Annotated in this window: 15 protein-coding genes; 7 read left to right on the top strand and 8 right to left on the bottom strand. The window is 68.0% G+C overall.

Annotation, left to right across the window (positions count from 1 at the left end; genetic code table 11):
* Positions 1-121 precede the first annotated feature (121 nt).
* Complete coding sequence (locus AC07U4_RS21315; protein WP_495196971.1) at positions 122-2,272, bottom strand: TonB-dependent receptor; 2,151 nt, start codon at positions 2,270-2,272, stop codon at positions 122-124.
* Between the two features lie 216 nt (positions 2,273-2,488).
* On the opposite strand from AC07U4_RS21315, the gene AC07U4_RS21310 reads away from it, so the two are divergent.
* A complete protein-coding gene (locus AC07U4_RS21310) occupies positions 2,489-2,629 on the top strand; it encodes a hypothetical protein (RefSeq protein ID WP_495181350.1) in 141 nt (46 codons plus the stop codon).
* Positions 2,630-2,653: 24 nt separating this feature from the next.
* On the opposite strand, the gene AC07U4_RS21305 is transcribed toward AC07U4_RS21310, so the two are convergent.
* Complete coding sequence (locus AC07U4_RS21305; protein ID WP_495196970.1) at positions 2,654-4,732, bottom strand: TonB-dependent siderophore receptor; 2,079 nt, start codon at positions 4,730-4,732, stop codon at positions 2,654-2,656.
* A 141-nt stretch (positions 4,733-4,873) separates the two neighbouring features.
* Here AC07U4_RS21305 and AC07U4_RS21300 point away from each other — a divergent pair, with 141 nt between their 5' ends.
* The 4 genes from AC07U4_RS21300 to AC07U4_RS21285 all read left to right on the top strand — a co-directional run bounded on the left by AC07U4_RS21300 (position 4,874) and on the right by AC07U4_RS21285 (position 9,293).
* Entirely contained in the window at positions 4,874-6,136 is a 1,263-nt protein-coding gene (locus AC07U4_RS21300) for a S41 family peptidase (protein ID WP_495196969.1), read from the top strand.
* A 73-nt stretch (positions 6,137-6,209) separates the two neighbouring features.
* A complete protein-coding gene (locus AC07U4_RS21295; protein ID WP_137897767.1) occupies positions 6,210-6,416 on the top strand; it encodes a TOBE domain-containing protein in 207 nt (68 codons plus the stop codon).
* Position 6,417: 1 nt separating this feature from the next.
* On the top strand, positions 6,418-6,795 hold the full coding sequence (locus AC07U4_RS21290; RefSeq protein ID WP_041394111.1) for a winged helix-turn-helix domain-containing protein: 378 nt from the start codon (positions 6,418-6,420) through the stop codon (positions 6,793-6,795).
* An 89-nt stretch (positions 6,796-6,884) separates the two neighbouring features.
* The gene (locus tag AC07U4_RS21285) at positions 6,885-9,293 is read left to right on the top strand and encodes a TonB-dependent receptor (RefSeq protein ID WP_495196968.1); all 2,409 of its coding nucleotides are present in this window, start codon (positions 6,885-6,887) and stop codon (positions 9,291-9,293) included.
* 82 nt (positions 9,294-9,375) lie between these two features.
* On the opposite strand, the gene AC07U4_RS21280 is transcribed toward AC07U4_RS21285, so the two are convergent.
* Together AC07U4_RS21280 and AC07U4_RS21275 are read right to left on the bottom strand one after the other, a co-directional pair.
* The gene (locus tag AC07U4_RS21280; protein WP_495196967.1) at positions 9,376-10,647 is read right to left on the bottom strand and encodes a PQQ-dependent sugar dehydrogenase; all 1,272 of its coding nucleotides are present in this window, start codon (positions 10,645-10,647) and stop codon (positions 9,376-9,378) included.
* 149 nt (positions 10,648-10,796) lie between these two features.
* Positions 10,797-11,522, bottom strand: a complete 726-nt coding sequence (locus tag AC07U4_RS21275) for an SDR family oxidoreductase (protein WP_495196966.1) — start codon at positions 11,520-11,522, stop codon at positions 10,797-10,799.
* Between the two features lie 148 nt (positions 11,523-11,670).
* On the opposite strand from AC07U4_RS21275, the gene AC07U4_RS21270 reads away from it, so the two are divergent.
* Entirely contained in the window at positions 11,671-12,567 is an 897-nt protein-coding gene (locus tag AC07U4_RS21270; RefSeq protein WP_495196965.1) for an AraC family transcriptional regulator, read from the top strand.
* A gap of 6 nt (positions 12,568-12,573) precedes the next feature.
* Here the strand turns inward: AC07U4_RS21270 and AC07U4_RS21265 are convergent, their stop codons facing one another.
* The 4 genes from AC07U4_RS21265 to AC07U4_RS21250 all read right to left on the bottom strand — a co-directional run bounded on the left by AC07U4_RS21265 (position 12,574) and on the right by AC07U4_RS21250 (position 14,530).
* A complete protein-coding gene (locus AC07U4_RS21265) occupies positions 12,574-12,918 on the bottom strand; it encodes a hypothetical protein (RefSeq protein WP_495196964.1) in 345 nt (114 codons plus the stop codon).
* A gap of 4 nt (positions 12,919-12,922) precedes the next feature.
* Positions 12,923-13,243: a Rap1a/Tai family immunity protein gene (locus AC07U4_RS21260; protein ID WP_495196963.1), complete on the bottom strand. Its 321-nt coding sequence runs from the start codon at positions 13,241-13,243 to the stop codon at positions 12,923-12,925.
* Between the two features lie 228 nt (positions 13,244-13,471).
* Complete coding sequence (locus AC07U4_RS21255; protein WP_495196962.1) at positions 13,472-14,218, bottom strand: hypothetical protein; 747 nt, start codon at positions 14,216-14,218, stop codon at positions 13,472-13,474.
* Between the two features lie 36 nt (positions 14,219-14,254).
* Positions 14,255-14,530 (bottom strand): hypothetical protein, encoded by a 276-nt coding sequence (locus AC07U4_RS21250; RefSeq protein WP_081974588.1) that lies wholly within the window; start codon positions 14,528-14,530, stop codon positions 14,255-14,257.
* A 380-nt stretch (positions 14,531-14,910) separates the two neighbouring features.
* On the opposite strand from AC07U4_RS21250, the gene AC07U4_RS21245 reads away from it, so the two are divergent.
* Positions 14,911-16,986: an ATP-binding protein gene (locus tag AC07U4_RS21245; protein WP_495196961.1), complete on the top strand. Its 2,076-nt coding sequence runs from the start codon at positions 14,911-14,913 to the stop codon at positions 16,984-16,986.
* Positions 16,987-17,057 lie beyond the last annotated feature (71 nt).

Raw genomic sequence — 17,057 nt, 5'->3', positions numbered from 1 at the left:
CGAAGGACATGCGGCACTCTCCTCCCGCGGTGCTGCGGGCGGGAGGAGGATGCTGTCGCCGCTACGGTCGGGCAAATGACAAAGGTGTCAGGGATCTGCCCGACGCGGCCAGCGCCGGGCGTCAGCCAAAGGCTTTGCTGACCCCGAAGAAGACGCCGCGCCGCGGGCCATATTGCGGCGCGCCGACGCCGACCCCGCCGCCATCGCGGATTTCATATTTATGGTCGGCGACGTTGATTACGTCGAAACGCACGTCGACGTTGGGCGCGGCGAAATGGTGGCTCGCGGTCAGGTTGACCTGCGCATAGGGCGACAATTTGGCGCCGTTCGGCACCGCACCGTCGGTGCGCAGGCCCGAGCCGTAGAGCAGGCTGCCGCCCAGCTTGGTCCCGGCCAGCGCGCCCGTGCGCATCGCATAGGACAGGCCACCCGAGCCGGTGTAGCTCTGGTCGTGATCGAGATAGATGTAATGGTCGGCGATATAGGCGAGATCGCCGGCGCCGAAGCTGAACTGGCTCGAGACGATGTCGCGCCCCTTCGCCTTCGCCGCGGCGAAATTGGCGTACACGCTCCACGGCCCGCGGGCGTAGCTCGCATTCGCCTCGATCCCGCCGATCCGCCCCTGCGCATAGTTGAACGGCGTCAGGATGATCGGCGCGCCGAACTGGCCCTCGTCGATCAGGTTCTTCGAGATGCGGTAATAAGCGTCGATGCCCCAGGTGAGATGCGCATCGGGCTTCATCTGGAAACCGGCGTCGAAATAATGCTGGCGCTCGGCGAACGGCGTGGTGTCGGTAGTGACCGCGGGATAGGCGCTGGTGCCGGCGAGCGAGGCGACACTGGTTACCGCGACATTCTCGAAGGGCGGCGGCACGAAATAGCGCGCATAGCTGATATGGCCGGTGAAGCGGGCATCGGGCTGCCAGACCAGATTGGCGCGCGGGCTGAGCTGGTTCTCGGTGCGATAGCCGGCATAATGGTCGTAGCGCGCGCCATAGTTGAGCGTCAGCGTGCGCGCGAAGGCCCATTCGTCCTGCAGATAGCCGCTCAGCGTCACCGCGGTCTTGGCGGCGCGATCGGCGATCACGATCGGCTCGCCCGCCTGCGCGCCGTCGTCGTCGACCGGGAAGACGTTGGTCTGCGTCGCGCTGGTGCTGCGGTCGCGGCTGGCGAGCAAGCCGCCGCGCAGCGTGTGCGCGCTGCCGATATGATAGACCGCGTCGGTCTGCACGCCGAGCGTGAAATCCTGCTTGAGCGCCGCCTGCGCCTGGCCGTTGAACAGCAGTTCGCCGAGCACGTCGGGGCGATAGCGCAGCGACGAATAGCGGCCGAACACCGACGCCTGCACGGTCAGCGGTTCGGCGTCGTGGAGGATGCTGAGCTGCCCGAAGCCGGTGCGTTCGAGCTGGCGCTCGTCGAGCGCCTCGCTCGGAAAGGCGGTGCGGCCGCCGACCGACCAGGTCCCGTCGGGCTGCGCGCCGACCGGATTGGGGATCTGGAACCATTGGTTCGAATAGCCGCCGACGAACGAGATGCGGTTGTTGTCGTTCAGGATGTGATCGACATAGGCGAAGCCCTGATATTGGTCGGTATCGTCGTGCACCGGGTTCGACCGGCCGTCGACGCTCTCGATGCCGAGCGCGTCGTGGCGATAGTCGCCCGAGACGAAGTAATTGGTCCGCCCGGTCGAGCCGCCATAGGTGAAGCTCGGCTCGATCGTGTCGTGGCTGCCGCCGTACAGCGACACGGTGCCGCCGTTCTGGAACAGCCCGCTCTTGGTGGTGATGTCGATGATCCCCGCGCTGCGCAGGCCATATTGCGCGGGCAGCGCGCCGGTGAGCAATTCGAGCTTGTCGACGAGGCGCGGCGACAGCGTCTGGCCGAACACCGCCAGCCCTTCGGGCAGGATGGTGCCGTTGATGCGATATTGCAGGCCGTTATGATCGTCGCGGACGTGGAACTGGCCGAAGCCGTCCTGCACTACGCCGGGCAATTGCAGCAGGATCTGGTTGAACTGCTGGTTCTCGCCGCCCGGCAGTGCCTGGATCGTCGCGCTAATCATCTCGTAGCTGGTCGCGCCGAGGCTCGGCTGGATATGCGCGCGCGCCGCATCGAGCCGCTGGCCGGTGACGACGATGTCGGTGCCCGCACCCGCATCGCCGGTCTGCGCGGCCGGCGCGGTGGCGGGCGGCACCGGCGTCGGCGCATCCTGCGCGCGGGCGATCGACGGGGCGAGGAACGGCAGCAGGCTTACGATCAGGGCAGGTCGCATCGGCGTCCCCTATGTTATAGTGTAACATGATCTCCCGGGCCGCAGCCCCTGCACCGCACGTTCGCCACCGGCAAGCCGAACCGGCGATGATGACGCATTATTCATCAGGACGTTAGCCGAACGGGCGACTGGCCCCCGTCATTCCTCCGCACGCCGGACCGTCGGTGCCGTTTCTGCGCGCTCGTGCGTTTGCACCGTACAGCAGAGGACGAGACGATGAACCCGACCCGCATTCCGGGCAACGAGCCCGACCCCGGCGATATGTCCACCGAGCCGGGCACCGGCATGCCGAACGACAGTCCGGCGGAGCATGATCTGCCCGATGACGAGGCCGATAAACTGGGTAATTTCGCCTAGGCGAAACGCCGTGCGTCGGCGTGGTCAGATCCCGATCCGCAAGGATGCGCGCACCGTCCGCGGCGCACCCGGAAAGACCCACAACCTGCTGTAGGAACTTGCGGCATAGCGGGCGTCGAAGAGGTTGTCCGCTTCGAGCCGGACGCGCAGCACGTCGGACACCGGTACCTCGATCGCGGCCTTCGCCTTGACGTAGTCGGGCAGCACCAGCGGCACGGCGTCGAGCGATCCGGCGCGGTCGCCGACATAGCCGATGCCGCCGCTGAGCTGCCATGTGCGGTTCGCCACCGGCAGGTGGTGCACGACGAACACGGTGCCCGCATGGGCGGGAACGCCGAGGACCCGCGGCGTCGCGAAGGTCGCGTCGTCGTTGCGTGCATCGACCCAGGCGTAATTGGCGACGACCTGCCAGCGCTGCCCCAGGCGCAACGAGGCGTCGACCTCGACACCCCGACTGTTCAACTCGCCCACCGGCGCATTGAACCCGGCGTCGATGGGATCGGTGGTCAGGATGTTCGTCTTCGCAATGTCGAACCAGGTCAGGCCGACGTCCAGTCCTTGCCAGCGTCCGGCAACGCCCACTTCATAGCCGCGCGCCTGTTCGGGGGCGAACCCCTCCCCGGTCCGGCCGGTGCCCGAGTTGAGGAGGAAGGAGTCACCCCAATTGGCGTGGACGGAGACATAGTCGTCCACCGCATAACGCGCGCCGGCGCGGAACTTGACCGGTGCGTCGACGGTGCGTCCGGTACCGCCCGTGGTGTTGTTGACGATCGTCTGACGATAGGGATCGATCCTGGCCCCACCGACGAGGGTGAGCCGATCGGTCGCGTCCCACATGTCCTGCACGTAGAGCGTGCCGGCCCAGCGGCGCTCGTCGTTGTTGGTGAAGGGCAGAAGCGGCGCGGCGATCGCGCCATAGGTCGGCGCAGGATCGTACAGATCGACCGCATAGGGCGCCGCCCCGGTGGGATTGCGACGCATCCAGCGCTCGCCATAGGTCAGGCGATATCCCTTCAGCCCGAGGCTCACGCGGTGCCGTCCGACGTCGCCGGCGAGTTCCAGGCGTGCGGACAGATCGTCGACGGCAAAGTCGCGCGACCGGCGCTGGCGCCATAGCTGCGTGCTGACGATCCGCGACTGATCCGCGGAAAAGCCCTTGAGCGATCCCGTCCGCCACACGACACCGCCGTTCAGCGTCCAGTGGGTGTCGAGCCGCGCGAGGCCGGTGAGCTGATGGCGCATATTGCGGAACCGCGTGACGCCGTTCGCCGGCTCGCCGTAATAATTGGAGCGCGGCAGCGCATTGGCATCGTCCCCGACGGCGGGGATGCCGCGATCGAACGGCGTGTCGAACCGCATGATCTCGCCGAGATAGGTCAGGCGAACCGCCGCGCTGGGCTGCCAGGTCAGCGATGGCGAGACGATGCGGCGCCGGAGCGACACGGTATCGCGCCAGCCGTCGCTGTCCTCCGCCGCGACGACGATCCGTGCGGCCAGAGTGTCGCTGATCGGCCCCGTCGCATCGAGCTCGGCCCGGCGCGTATCGAACGATCCGTAGGTGACGGCAGCATGCGCATGCGACGAGAAGCGCGGCACCTTGCTGACGATGTTGACCCGCCCGCCCGGATCGACGTCGCCGAAGACGGCACCCGCGGGCCCTTTCAGCACCTCGATCCGCTCGACCGTCGCGGGATCGCGGGGCGGCGCCATGCCGCGATTGGCGACGAAGCCGTCGACGTAGAATTCGGCGCCGCCATCGGGCGTGCCGAGAAAGCCGCGGATGGCGAAATTGTCGAGGACACCGCCGCGATTGTTCTGCTGGCTGAAGCCGCTGACCAGCTCCAGCGCATCGCTGAGCCGGTACGTGCCCGCCGCTTGCAGGACGTCGTGTTCGAGCGAGCGGCTCGACTGCGACATCCGCTCGGTCACCGGATCGGACGACAGCGTCCGATCGACCGTGCGGCGCGTGCCGAGCACGACGATGTCGGCGCGCTCCTCCTCGACGTCCTGCGCCTCCGCGGCGAGCGGCGCGGCACCGATCACAAGGACGTACCCCAAAGCGGACGGACGGAAACGACGGACGAAGCCGGTTGTAAGAGGCATGCGGTCTCCAGGCACCGATCCATCGGCGTTAGGTATGTTGCAACGTATCATAAAGCTGCTTTGCTGCGACGCAATACCGCCTGCAGCCGATCGTCGGCATCGCCCTTCCCGTGGCGCGCCGATTGTCCGATACCACACGCCATGATTGCACCGCGCCTGCTCGTCCCGCTCTGCGGATGGATGCTGTTATCGAGCAATGCCGCGAACGGGCAGCAGCAGTCCCAGCCGCTTGCGTTCGACGCCGGCAAGGCATGGTCCTCGTTCGAAACGCTGTTGCACGACCAGTACGGCTATTTCGATCGGGCGGGCATCGACGGCGATGCGATCCTCGCCGCCTTTGCGGCCCGGGCCAAGGCTGCGCCGTCCGACAAGGCGTTCATCGATACGCTCCAGTTGGTATCGCACAATTTTGCGGACCCGCACTTCATCGTCGGCCCCTTCGAGGCGGACGATTGGGCGATCATCCCGACATCGTCGGACCTGTTCGGCACCTATGATGGCGCGGCGTTCCGGATCGGCGAGGTGCGGGCAGGCAGCGATGCGCTGGCCAAGGGCGTCCGGTCGGGGATGACGGTGCTGCGGATCGACGGAGACACGCCGCGCGCCGCGATCGAGGCGGTGACCGGCCGCCCGTTCGCCGCGTTGAGCCCGGTCCAGGTCGCTTTCGCCTTCAACGTGGCGCTGGCGGGACGCCGCAAGCAGCCGCGATCGCTGGACATCGTCGACGGCCGGCGCCGGCGCACGATCGCGCTGGCGGCGACGTCGGACCAGGCGGCTCGTATCGACACCGGTCCGCTCGTCGATGTCGAACGGCACGGCACGCTGGGCATCATCCGGATCAACAACGCCTTGGGCGATCAGGCGCTGATCAAGCAGTTCGGCGAGGCGTTGGCGACGCTGGCGGACACGACGACGCTGCTGATCGATCTGCGCAATACGCCGAGCGGCGGCAACACCAGCGTGGCGCGGGGGATCATGGGGCATTTCCTCGATCACGACCGGCCCTATCAGACGCACGTCATTCCCTATGAGACGCGCGTGCTCGGGCCGACGCGCAAATTCACCGAATTTGTCGCGCCTTATGGCAGCCGTTACGCCGGCAAGGTCTATGTCGCCGGCGGCCATTGGACCGGCAGCATGGGCGAGGGATTGATGATCGGCTTCGACGCGATCGGGGCGACGACCGTCGGCACCGATCTCGCCCATCTGCTCGGCGGATTGAGCAACGAGACGATCGACGGATCGGCAGCCAGGGTCGATATCGGCACCGAGCAGCTGTTCACCGTCACCGGCCTGCCGCGCGAAGCCTATCGGCCGACCCTTTATCTCGACCGCGCCGAGCGCGATCGGACCGCCGATCCGGTGCTGGCCGCGATCGGCAGTGGCGGATCGCCTGCGCGATGATGCACCGTGGCGATCGGCGGGCGATCGACGTAGACGGGTCCGACACGATCCGACACGATGAGGAGGATGAACGATGAAGCTGAGCGCGCGTAATCAGATTTCCGGCACGATCGTCGCGATCACGCCCGGTGCGGTCAACGGCACCGTCAAGGTCGACATCGGGGGCGGCACAATCGTCACCGCCAGCATCACCGAAGAGGCGATTGCTGACCTCGGCCTCGCCGCGGGCGATACCGTGACGGTCATCGTCAAGGCGAGCGACGTGATGATCGGCAAATGACATGAAGATCGGCCCGCTCTGGCTCAAGCTCCAGATCGCCTGCGGCGACGCCCTCGCTCTGGGGCCGGGCAAGGCCGACCTGCTCGACGCGATCAAGACGCATGGCTCGATCTCGGCGGCCGGGCGCGCGCTCGGCATGAGCTACCGGCGCGCCTGGCTGCTCGTCGACGAGATGAACCGCTGCTTCGATCCGCCGGTCGTCGAGACGCTGCGGGGCGGCGGGGTGGAGCGGGGCGCGCGTATCACCGACACCGGCATCCTCGTGCTGCAGGCGTATCGCGAGATGGAAGCGGAGGCGGCGACGATCGCCGATCGCCCCGCCTATGCACGGCTGCGCGCCAGCCTCCGCCCGGAGCCACTGCCCCCCGCCGCGCGCTAAGCCGATCCTCTATATACGTCTGAATACACAGTCGATATACGCCCGGATATAACGAGCGCGGACGCCCCGCGCCAAAGGGGTGTTCATCGATGTCCAAGCGTCTCGCGGTCTTGCTGGGTGCGGTTGCCATGCCTGTCGTCGCGGCACCCGCCGTCGCGCAATCGACCACCGCCGACGCGACGCAGGCCGAAGCCGCCGACAACACGGACGGCGTCGCGGACGTCATCGTCACCGCACGGCGCCGGGCAGAGAATGCGCAGAAGGTCCCGGCCGCGCTGTCGGTGGTGGGCGGCGCGCTGATCGACCAGAGCTATACGGTCAACACGCAGGGGCTGACGACGCTGATCCCCAGCCTCAACTACAGCTCGGCCAATCCGCGCAACACCGCCTTCACCATCCGCGGCCTCGGATCGAGTGTCGTCGCGGTCAGCCAGGCGAATGACGGGCTGGAGCCGGGCGTCGGCTTCTACGTCGATCAGGTCTATCACGCCCGCCCCGCCACCGCCGCGTTCGACTTCGCCGACCTCGAACAGGTCGAGGAACTGCGCGGCCCGCAGGGGACGCTGTTCGGCAAGAACACCACCGCCGGCGCGCTCAACGTCACCACGCGATCGCCGACCTTCACGCAGGAGGGCTTCGCCGAACTGTCCTACGGCTCCTACAATTTCGCGCAGGCCAAGGGCTGGGTCTCCGGCCCGATCACCGACAGCATCGCCTATCGCCTGTCTGCCGTGTCGACGCGACGCGATGGCGTGATCGACAACATCCGCACCGGCCGCGACACCAACACGCTCGGCACGCAGGCGGTGCGCGGGCAGCTGCTGTTCAAGCCCGACGACGCGATCCAGATGCGGGTCATCGCCGACTTCACCAATTTCCAGGCCTATTGCTGCGGACAGGTCTATCTGCGCACCGGCACCAGCCTGCGTGCTGCCGGTCGGCAGTTCGGCGGCCCCGCCGGCCTCGCCGCGCAATTCGGCTATACGCCGGCGAGCACCAACGCCTATGATCGCGTCACCGACATCGACGGGCCGCTCGGCGTCGACACCAACGAAGGCGGGGTTAGCGCGATCACCGACTGGAACCTCGGTTTCGCGACGCTGACCTTGGTCAGCGCGTGGCGCTTCTGGAACTGGGATGCGGAGAACGACCGCGATTATACCGGCCTGCCTGTCCAGCTCTCACAGCACATCCCTTCACGGCAGGACCAGTACAGCCAGGAGTTGAGGCTGGCGTCGAACGGCACGGGGCCCCTCTCCTACGTCGTCGGTTTGTACGGCTTCCGGCAGAAACTCGTCGGGCGGCCGATCAGCATCTACGGGCCGGCCGCGGCGCGCTATCTGATCGGGACGAGCGTCACGACCGGCACCGCACCCACTCAGGTAGTGACCGCGGTGCCATCCAATCTGCTGGACGGCTACGGCCAGGATGGCCGCACCGACTTCCGCAGCCGCAGCTATGCCGCGTTCGGCGAGGTCAACTGGCGGATCGTGCCGACCGTCACTGCCACGCTCGGCCTGCGCTATACGCAAGAGGACAAGGACGGCTATTACAACACTACCGTCTCCGGCGGGCCGGCGACGACCAACGCCGCATTGATCAACGCGCGCCTCGGCGTGTTGCGGCCGCAAAGCTATGACGCACACGACAGCGACGGCAGTTTGTCCGGTCGCAGCAACATCGCGTGGCAGGCGACCGAAAACACCATGGCCTATGCGAGCTATGCGCGCGGTTTCAAATCGGGCGGGATCAACATGTCCGGCCTGCCGCTCGACAACAATAATCGCCCGGTGCTGGCCACCGCGGTGGTGCGCCCGGAGCGCAACGAAACCTATGAGGTCGGGATCAAGAACACGCTGTTCGACCGGCGTCTGATCGTCAACATCGACGGCTTCTACACCAAGGTGCACGACTTCCAGGCGACGGTGGTCGAGAATTCGCTGACGCAGACGGTGCAGCTGCGCGGCTATCTCTCCAATATTCCCGAGGTGACGGTGAAGGGGATCGAGGCGGACGTCACTGCCGTCCTGTTGCCCGGCCTCAGCGCCCGCACCAATTTCGCCTATTCGGATGGCGAGTATAGCAACTACCCGGCCGGCCCCTGCCCGCTGGAAGTTCAGACTGCCGCGACGACCCAATGCAGCCTGACGGGCCGACGTCTTGCCTCACTCCCGCGCTTCGCACTGACGGCGGGGCTAGATTACACCCGGCCTGTCGGCAGCGGCGAGGTATTCGTCCACGTCGATACCGCCTCGCGCAGCGGCTATAACGGCGACCCCAGCCTGTCGCGCTTCACCTACATCCGCGGCTACAATCTGACCAACGCCAACATCGGCTATCGCTTCGCCGATGGCCTCGAGGTGATCGTCTGGGCGCGCAACCTGCTGGATGCGGACTATATCCAGAATTTGACGATCCAGGCGGGCAATTCCGGCCTGATCCTCGGCTCGCCGAGCGACCCGCGCACCATCGGCGGCACGATACGCTTCCGGATGTAGCGCTGCGGCCGATGCCGAGGCGCTGCGAACCACCAAGCAGATCTACGGGGTCAATGCGAAGGCTGAAGAGGCGTGGTGACGGTCACGACGTGCGGCGCACCAGCCAGACGGTGTCGCCCGCATCGTCGACGACGAACACCGCGCCGTCCTCGCGCGTCTGGACGCTCACCGGGCGGCCGTAGACTTCGCCCTTCTTGGCATCGGCGACGAAGCCGGTGAGGAACGGCTGCGGCGCCGCGGTCGGCCGACCTGCCGAGAACGGCACCGCAAGCACGTCATAGCCGCTGAAGCTGGCGCGGTTCCACGATCCGTGGCGCGCGACATAGGCGGTCTGCCCATCCCCCTTGGCGAAGGCGAGGCCGAGCGCCGCGGCATGCGCCCCGACCGCGACGTCGGGCATCAGCGTCGTCGCTAGCAGATCGCGGCGTTCGTTGGCGTGGCGGGGGTCCTGCCTGCCGTAATAGCTGTACGGCCAGCCGTAGAAGCCGCCGTCGCGCACGCCGACGAGATAGTCGGGCGAGATGTCGTCGCCGATCTCGTCACGCTCGTTGACCGCGGTCCACAGCACGCCGCTGGCCGGCGCCCACGCCATGCCGACGGGATTGCGCAGGCCCGAGGCATAGATCCGCTCGCGTCCGCTCGCGACATCCACCGCGAGGATGCCGGCGCGGCGCTTTTCCTCCGCCATGCCGTGCTCGCCGACGTTCGAGGCCGAGCCGACCGACACGTAGAGCGTCCGCCCATCCGGGCTGAGCAGCAGGTTGCGCGTCCAATGGTTGTTGTAGCCGCCCGCAGGTAGCGCGATCAGCGGCTTGGGCGCGGCGGTGATCCGCGTCTGCCCGGGCGTATAGGGAAAGCTCACCACCCCGTCGGTATTGGCGACGTAGAGCCGACCGTCGGCATATTGCATCCCGAACGGCTGGTTGAGCCCCTCGCGCAGGACGAAGCGTTGCTCGGCGACGCCGTCGCGGTCCGCGTCGCGCAGCAGCGTGAGGCGGTTGGCGCTGTATCCCGCGGTCTTCGACAGCGCCTGGCCGCGTTGCACCTCCGGCTCGGCATCCAGCTTGGGCTTGGTGCGCGCCTCGGCGACCAGCACGTCGCCATTGGGCAGCAGCAACGCCTGGCGCGGATAGTCGAGACCGCCGGCGAACTTGACCACCTCATAGCCACGTGGCGCGACCGGCGTGCGCCCCTCGGGCCAGCCGATCGTGCGCGGATGATTGATCACCGATGCCGTCGCATAGGGTTCGGGCTGCGGCGCGAGCCCGACGACCTTGGGTGCGGACTGCGCATGCGCCGCCCCGGCGAGCATCGTCGAGGCGAGAACAAGGTGCGCAAAGAGGGTCTTGGTCATGGTGGCTCCGGCTTCGTCGACCGTGGAACCGCCCGCATCGGTCACATATCCCTCGCGACGTCCGCGACACAAAATGTAACCTGATCGCGCATGCCCCCGACGGCCCCCGCCCCCGCTCCCGGGGCGGGCCGTCGGGAGGCGTCCGGGGGCTACATTCCGGCGGCCGTCGGTCGGACGATGACCTCGTTGATATCGACGCCGTCGGGCTGCGCGAGCGCATAGCGGATCGCGCGCGCGATCGCGTCGGGGGTGAGCGACTTCTGCCGCCACGTCGTCAGTGCGGTCGCGATGTCCGGATCGGTGATGTCGTTGCCGAGCTCCGTCGCCACGACGCCGGGCGAGATGATCGTCGTGCGGATGTCGTCATGTTCCTGCCGGAGGCCTTCGGTGATGGCCCACACCGCATGTTTGGTCGCGCAATAGACCGCCGCGCTGGGCATCACCATATGCGCCGCGATCGATGCGACGTTGACGACATGCCCCGATCCCTGCGTGACGAAGCGCGGCAGCACCGCGGCGATGCCGTTGAGCACACCGTGGATGTTGACGTCGATCATCCGCGTCCATTCGTCTTGCTTCAGCGCGGCGAGCGGCGAGAGCGGCATCACGCCGGCATTGTTGACGAGCACGTCGATACGCCCGAACCGCGCCTGTGCGGCGTCGGCGAAGGCGGCGAAGCTCGCCGCGTCGGTGACGTCGAGCGCCTGCCAGCCGACATTGGCGCCGAGCTCGGCCGCGAGCGCTTCCAGGCGGTCGGTCCGGCGCGCGCCGATGAACAGACGGACGCCCGTCGTGGCCAGTTCGCGTACCGTCGCCTCGCCGATGCCGCTGGAGGCACCGCTGATCAGGATGGTCTTGTCGATGACGTCGGTCATGATGCTTTCCTTGCTGTCGCTGTGACGCGACACAGGTGGCACCGGCGCCGGCCGGAGCGTGAGAGCGATCCCCCGGACGTATTGCACGATCCTCCGAAACCGCAGCGATGCGCTTGCGGGCGTGGCGGGATACGGACACACAAAGGCGATGACCCGGATCGCCGACCTCGCCGCCCTTGTCGCGCGGCACATCACCCGCACCGGCATGGCGAGCACGGCGGTAAAACGGCTGTCGCTGTTTCGTGCCGACGAGCCAACGGTGCCGCTGCCCGCGGTCTATGACGCGTCGCTTTGCCTGATCGCCCAAGGCGCCAAGCGCGTGTCGCTGGCGGATCGCAGCCTGGTCTACGATGCGACGCACTATCTGCTGGTGTCGGTCGACCTGCCCTTGGTCGGGCACGTGACCGAGGCCAGCGCCGAAGCGCCCTATCTGTGCTGCAAGATCGATATCGACCAGGCCGCGCTGGCGGACCTCATCCTCGCCGCGGGTGGCCGCGCGCCGAAGGCCGATTTGCCGGCGCTGGCGGTCTATCGCAGCGACGACGATCTGATCGATGCGGCGATCCGGCTGGTGCGGCTGCTGGAACGGCCCGAGGATATCCCGACGCTGGCACCGCTGATCGAGCGCGAGATCCTCTACCGCCTGCTCAGCGGCCCGCACGGCGCCGCGCTCCGCTACATGGCGGTCGCCGACAGTCACCTCAACCAGGTGAGCCGCGCCATCGCGCTCATCCGCAACGGCTTCGACCGGCAATTGCGCATCGGCGACATCGCCGCGGCCGCGGGGATGAGTCCGTCGTCGCTGCACGAGCATTTCAAGGCGGTGACCAAGATGACGCCGCTCGAATATCAAAAGCAGCTTCGCTTGCAGGAGGCGCGCCGGCTGATGCTGTCGGAAGGGGCGACCGCGGGAAGCGCGGGCTTCGCCGTCGGCTATGACAGCGCGTCGCAGTTCAACCGGGAATATGCTCGCCTGTTCGGTGCCCCGCCACGCCGGGATATCGAGCGGCTGCAGACCAGCGGCAGCCTGTTGATGCCGGTGTGAGGCGCGTCACGGCCGTTCGCCATAGCCGCGGCGCTGGGCGATGGTGGCGCGGTCCCACCAGGCGCGGGCGAGCAGCGTGGCGATGCGCCCGGTCGCGGTGGTGCCATAGCGGACGAGGATCGCCGGCCAGCCGCGATAATGGTCCGTTTCCCAGAAGGTCGCAGGGTCGGTGTCGATCAGCACCTCCTTGTCGTGAAGAGCGACGTGGAGGACGAAGCTCGCCGGGTCGGGGGCGGTGGTGGCGACGAGCATCCGGCCGCGGAACAGCAACGCCGGGCGGCCATAGCGGCTGCCCTGCTCGACCCCGGGCAGCGCCAGCCCCGTCGCGACGACCTCTGCCCAGTCCTTCATGCCGTTACTTGCGTTTGCACGGAAAGGTGTCGCGCAGCGCGTCGCGGATGACGAAGGCCGGGGCGGCAGCGGCCTTCTTGTGCTTGCGCAGATATTTGCGGGCCGAGGCCAGCACCTCGATATTGGATGCGCGCGCCGGCGACGGGCAGATCTGGCGGGCCAGCGACAGCGTGTCGAAGACGCCGAGGATGTAGCCAGTGCAGAAATTGGAGGTCGGGTCGTTGTCCTTGCCGCGGCATTGCTCGACGAGCTGGCCGGTGGTCAGCGCGCTCACCACCACCGGTCGGTCCGCCGCAGCCAGCAGGGCAAGCGTGAGCATCAGCATGATCGTTCCTTCGCATGACCGCCTCCGGTGCCGGGGCGCAGCGGCAGCCTAGGTCAGACCGGCAGCCAGCAAAAGCAGAAGGATGGTTCGCGTGGAGGCGCGGAGGCGCGGAGGTGTTGCATTTGCCGCGCCCGCGGCGTTTCCCGTCGGGCCATGCGATGACGGGACCGCGCTGACCCATCCGATATATCTCTGCGCCTCCGCGCCTCCGCGCGAACGAAACCTGCTTCAGGCGGTCGCGCCGAGATAGGGCAGCAGGCGCAGCCGAGGGAAGACGTCGTCGAGCGGCAGCGTGTCGGGCAGGATGTAGACGATACCGCCCTTCTTCTGGAACAGCGGGCGCAGCGACTTGGTGTAGAAGCTCGTGCCGACGTTGATGCAGCCGAAGCTGATCCGGTTGTCGTCGGGAGTCGGCGACAGCAGGCGGTCGACGCGATGTTCGCTCTTGTGGGTGGTGATCACCGCATGCAGCGCGACCGAATTGGCGTAATCGACCCAGAGTACGCGCTGGTTGCCGAAGGCGCGGCCGAATTTGGCGACGAACCGTCCCGCCGGCGTCGTCCGTTCGGCGGGGCCGATCTCCTCGAGCCGCTTGGCGCCGATCCCCGGCGAGGACTCGTCACCGACGCCGACCCCGAGCAGCACCGGCGTCTCGCCGAGGAATTCGCCCTTGGCGCTGAACAGGAAGAGCGATGCGGTCGGCTTGTCGATCACCGCATAGGGCAGGCCGGCATTGTCGTGCGCTGCGGCGACCCATGCGATCACCCGGTTCGCTGCGTCCGAGCGCGGCAGCGCCGGCACGACGACGGGAGCGACCGGTTTCGCGGTCTTGGCCTTGGTTTTGGCCGCCTTGGCGCGCGGCGCGGTCTTGCGAGCGCCCGGCTGCGGCGCGGTTGCCGCAGCCGGGACGCTCAGCGCGAGCGCGACCAGCACGGCGAGCGCCGTGCGGCCGCGACGGGACAGCCCTGTCGACACGATCTTGTTCAGCAGAGCCGTCCGGTGCCCTGGTGCTTAACCGCGGGGACGGCGGGCGCGCTGCTGCGCCTGCTGCTGGACCTGCTGGTCGAGGCCATCGACGCGACCATTGAGCTGGTCGATGCGCTGGCCGTTCTGCTGCGCCTGGCCCGCGGCGGCCTGTGCCTGGGCGAGTGCCTGGCCCGAGGTGCCCTCGACCGTGCGCAGACGGCCGTCCATGCCGTCGATGCGGGTGTTGACGGTGGCGATCTGCTCCCGGACGAACCCCTTGGTCGCGCAGCCGCCGAGCGCGGTGGCACCGACCAGGATCACGACAACCGCGGAAGATTTAGGGAAATTCAGACGCATATACTCACCTTTCCAACATGGATCGCAGGAGACAGCTCAGGCTCGGCGCCAATTGACAATCGATATCAGGCAAGACGTGCGGGTTATGCGGCGGGAGTCAGGCGACTTCGGAGCGCCGATCGGGCCGATTCATCGGCTGCGGCGGATCCGACGGCGCATTTCATCCTGTCGCGACATCCTGCTGTTACGGGGCTTTAACGATCCTTCGCCAGGATCATTGCAATCGGCCGCCCGGCCGATCGCGATCAGGCCATCCACGCGGTTTCACGCTGTTTGTCTCGTCGCGTTCGCCGGGGGGAGATGATAAGGGTCATGCGGGACCCGCTCCCACGAAGGAACCGATAGTGCCCCAGGGGCGAGAGGTCAGTGCGCTGCTCCGCGAAGCGAGCGAACGGCTCGGCGCCGCCCGGTCGATCGCCGCGGTGGTCGAGGCGCTGCGGCTGACCGCGCGCGACGCGCTCGACGCCGAGGGGATCGCGGTCGCGCTCAAGGACGGCGACCAATGCTATTACGTCGCCGAGGATGCGATCGGGCCGCTGTGGCGCGGCAATCGCTATGCCGCCGACAGCTGCATCTCGGGCTGGGTGATGCGCCATCGCCAGACGACGGTGATCGCCGACGTGCGCACCGATCCGCGCGTGCCGCAGGACGCCTATCGCGCCACCTTCGTGCGCAGCCTGATCATGGCGCCGATCGGCACGCCCGAACCGGTCGCCGCGCTCGGCGCCTATTGGTCCGAGCCCGGCGACCATGGCCCCGAGGTGATCGACCGGTTGCAGATGCTCGCGCAGCTCGCCGGCACCGCGATCGAGAATGCGCGGCTGATCCACGCGATGGAGGAAAGCGAGCGGCTGCGCACGCTGACGCTCGACGCCGGGCGGATGGGCACCTGGGCGCTCGATGCGCTCGGCCACCGGCTCGAGACGTCGGAGACGTGCCGCGTGACGTTCGGCCGCGATCCCGCCGCGCCCTTCACCTACGAGGATTTCGAGGCCGCGGTCGCGCCGGAGGATCGCGACCGGGTGCGCGCGGCGATCGAGGCCAGCTTGGCGCAGGGGCGCGACTATCACGTCGAATATCGCATCACCACGCCCGCCGGCGACCAGCGCTGGATCGAGGCGCGCGGCCGCCCGGCGCTGCTGCTGGGCGGCGGGGTCGAGGGCATGGCGGGCGTCACCATCGACATCACCGAGCGCAAGGTGATGGAAGAGGCGCTGCGCCGCGCGGCGAGTTCGCTCGAACAGCGGGTGGAGGAGCGGACCCGCGAACTGGTCGAGACGCAGGAGGCGCTCAAGCAATCGCAGAAGCTGGAAGCGATGGGATCGCTGACGGGCGGTGTTGCGCACGACTTCAACAATCTGCTGACCCCGATCATCGGCAGCCTCGACATGCTCCACCGCCGCCAGATCGGCGGGGAGCGCGAACAGCGGCTGATCGCGGGCGCGTTGCAGTCGGCGGACCGGGCGCGCACGCTGGTGCAGCGGCTGCTGGCCTTCGCACGCCGGCAACCTTTGCGCCCCGAGCCGGTCGCGCCGTCAGCGCTGATCCATGGCATGGCGGACCTGATCGGCACGACGCTGGGGCCGCAGATCCGGTTGCAGCTCGATATCGCCCCGGCGCTGCCGCATGCGATCGCCGATCCGCAGCAGATCGAAATGGCGCTGCTCAATCTGGCGGTCAACGCGCGCGATGCGATGCCGGGCGGCGGCCGGCTGACCGTGTCGGCGCAGCACGGGGAGAATCCGGCCGCGGCGGGGCTGGCACCGGGGGCCTATGTCGTCATCCGCGTCACCGACACCGGCACCGGGATGGACGCCGACACGCGCCGGCGCGCGGTCGAGCCGTTCTTCTCGACCAAGGGCGTCGGCCGCGGCACCGGGCTCGGCCTGTCGATGGCGCACGGTCTGGCGTTGCAGCTCGGCGGCCGCCTGACGATCGACAGCCATGTCGACGAAGGCACGTCGGTGGCGCTCTGGCTGCCCGCCGGCGCGGCAGCCGCGGCGTTGCGTCCGGCGCCGGGCGTCGCCGCGGCCGCGGTCGCCGGCACCGTGCTGCTCGTCGACGACGAGGATCTGGTGCGGGCGTCGACCGCCGACATGCTCGTCGATCTGGGCTTCGCGGTGATCGAGGCGCGTTCGGGGAGCGAGGCGCTCGCCCGTCTGGACGAGGCGGGCGCGATCGACCTGCTCGTCACCGATCATCTGATGCCCGGCATGACCGGGGTCGAGCTGGCGCGCGAGATCGTCGCGCGGCGGCCGGGCCTGCCCGTCCTCGTCGTCTCGGGCTATTCGGATGCGGTCGGTCTCGCGGCCGATCTGCCGCGGCTCGAAAAGCCGTTCCGCCAGGCCGATCTGCTCGCCGCGCTGACCGGAGTGCTGGCCAAGCCGGCGCCGGCCGACCGCCAGCTCGCCCATTCCTGAGCGGAGCCTTTACCTTTCGTTAGGGAATAAGCGTCAGTGATCCTGACGCTCGGTGCCCCCCAAGGCCGGGT

The organism is Sphingomonas sp. GW821-FHT02B09 (assembly GCF_059421875.1).
The sequence above is the reverse complement of the archived record's forward strand: the minus strand, read 5'-3'. Positions and strand labels throughout refer to the sequence as shown.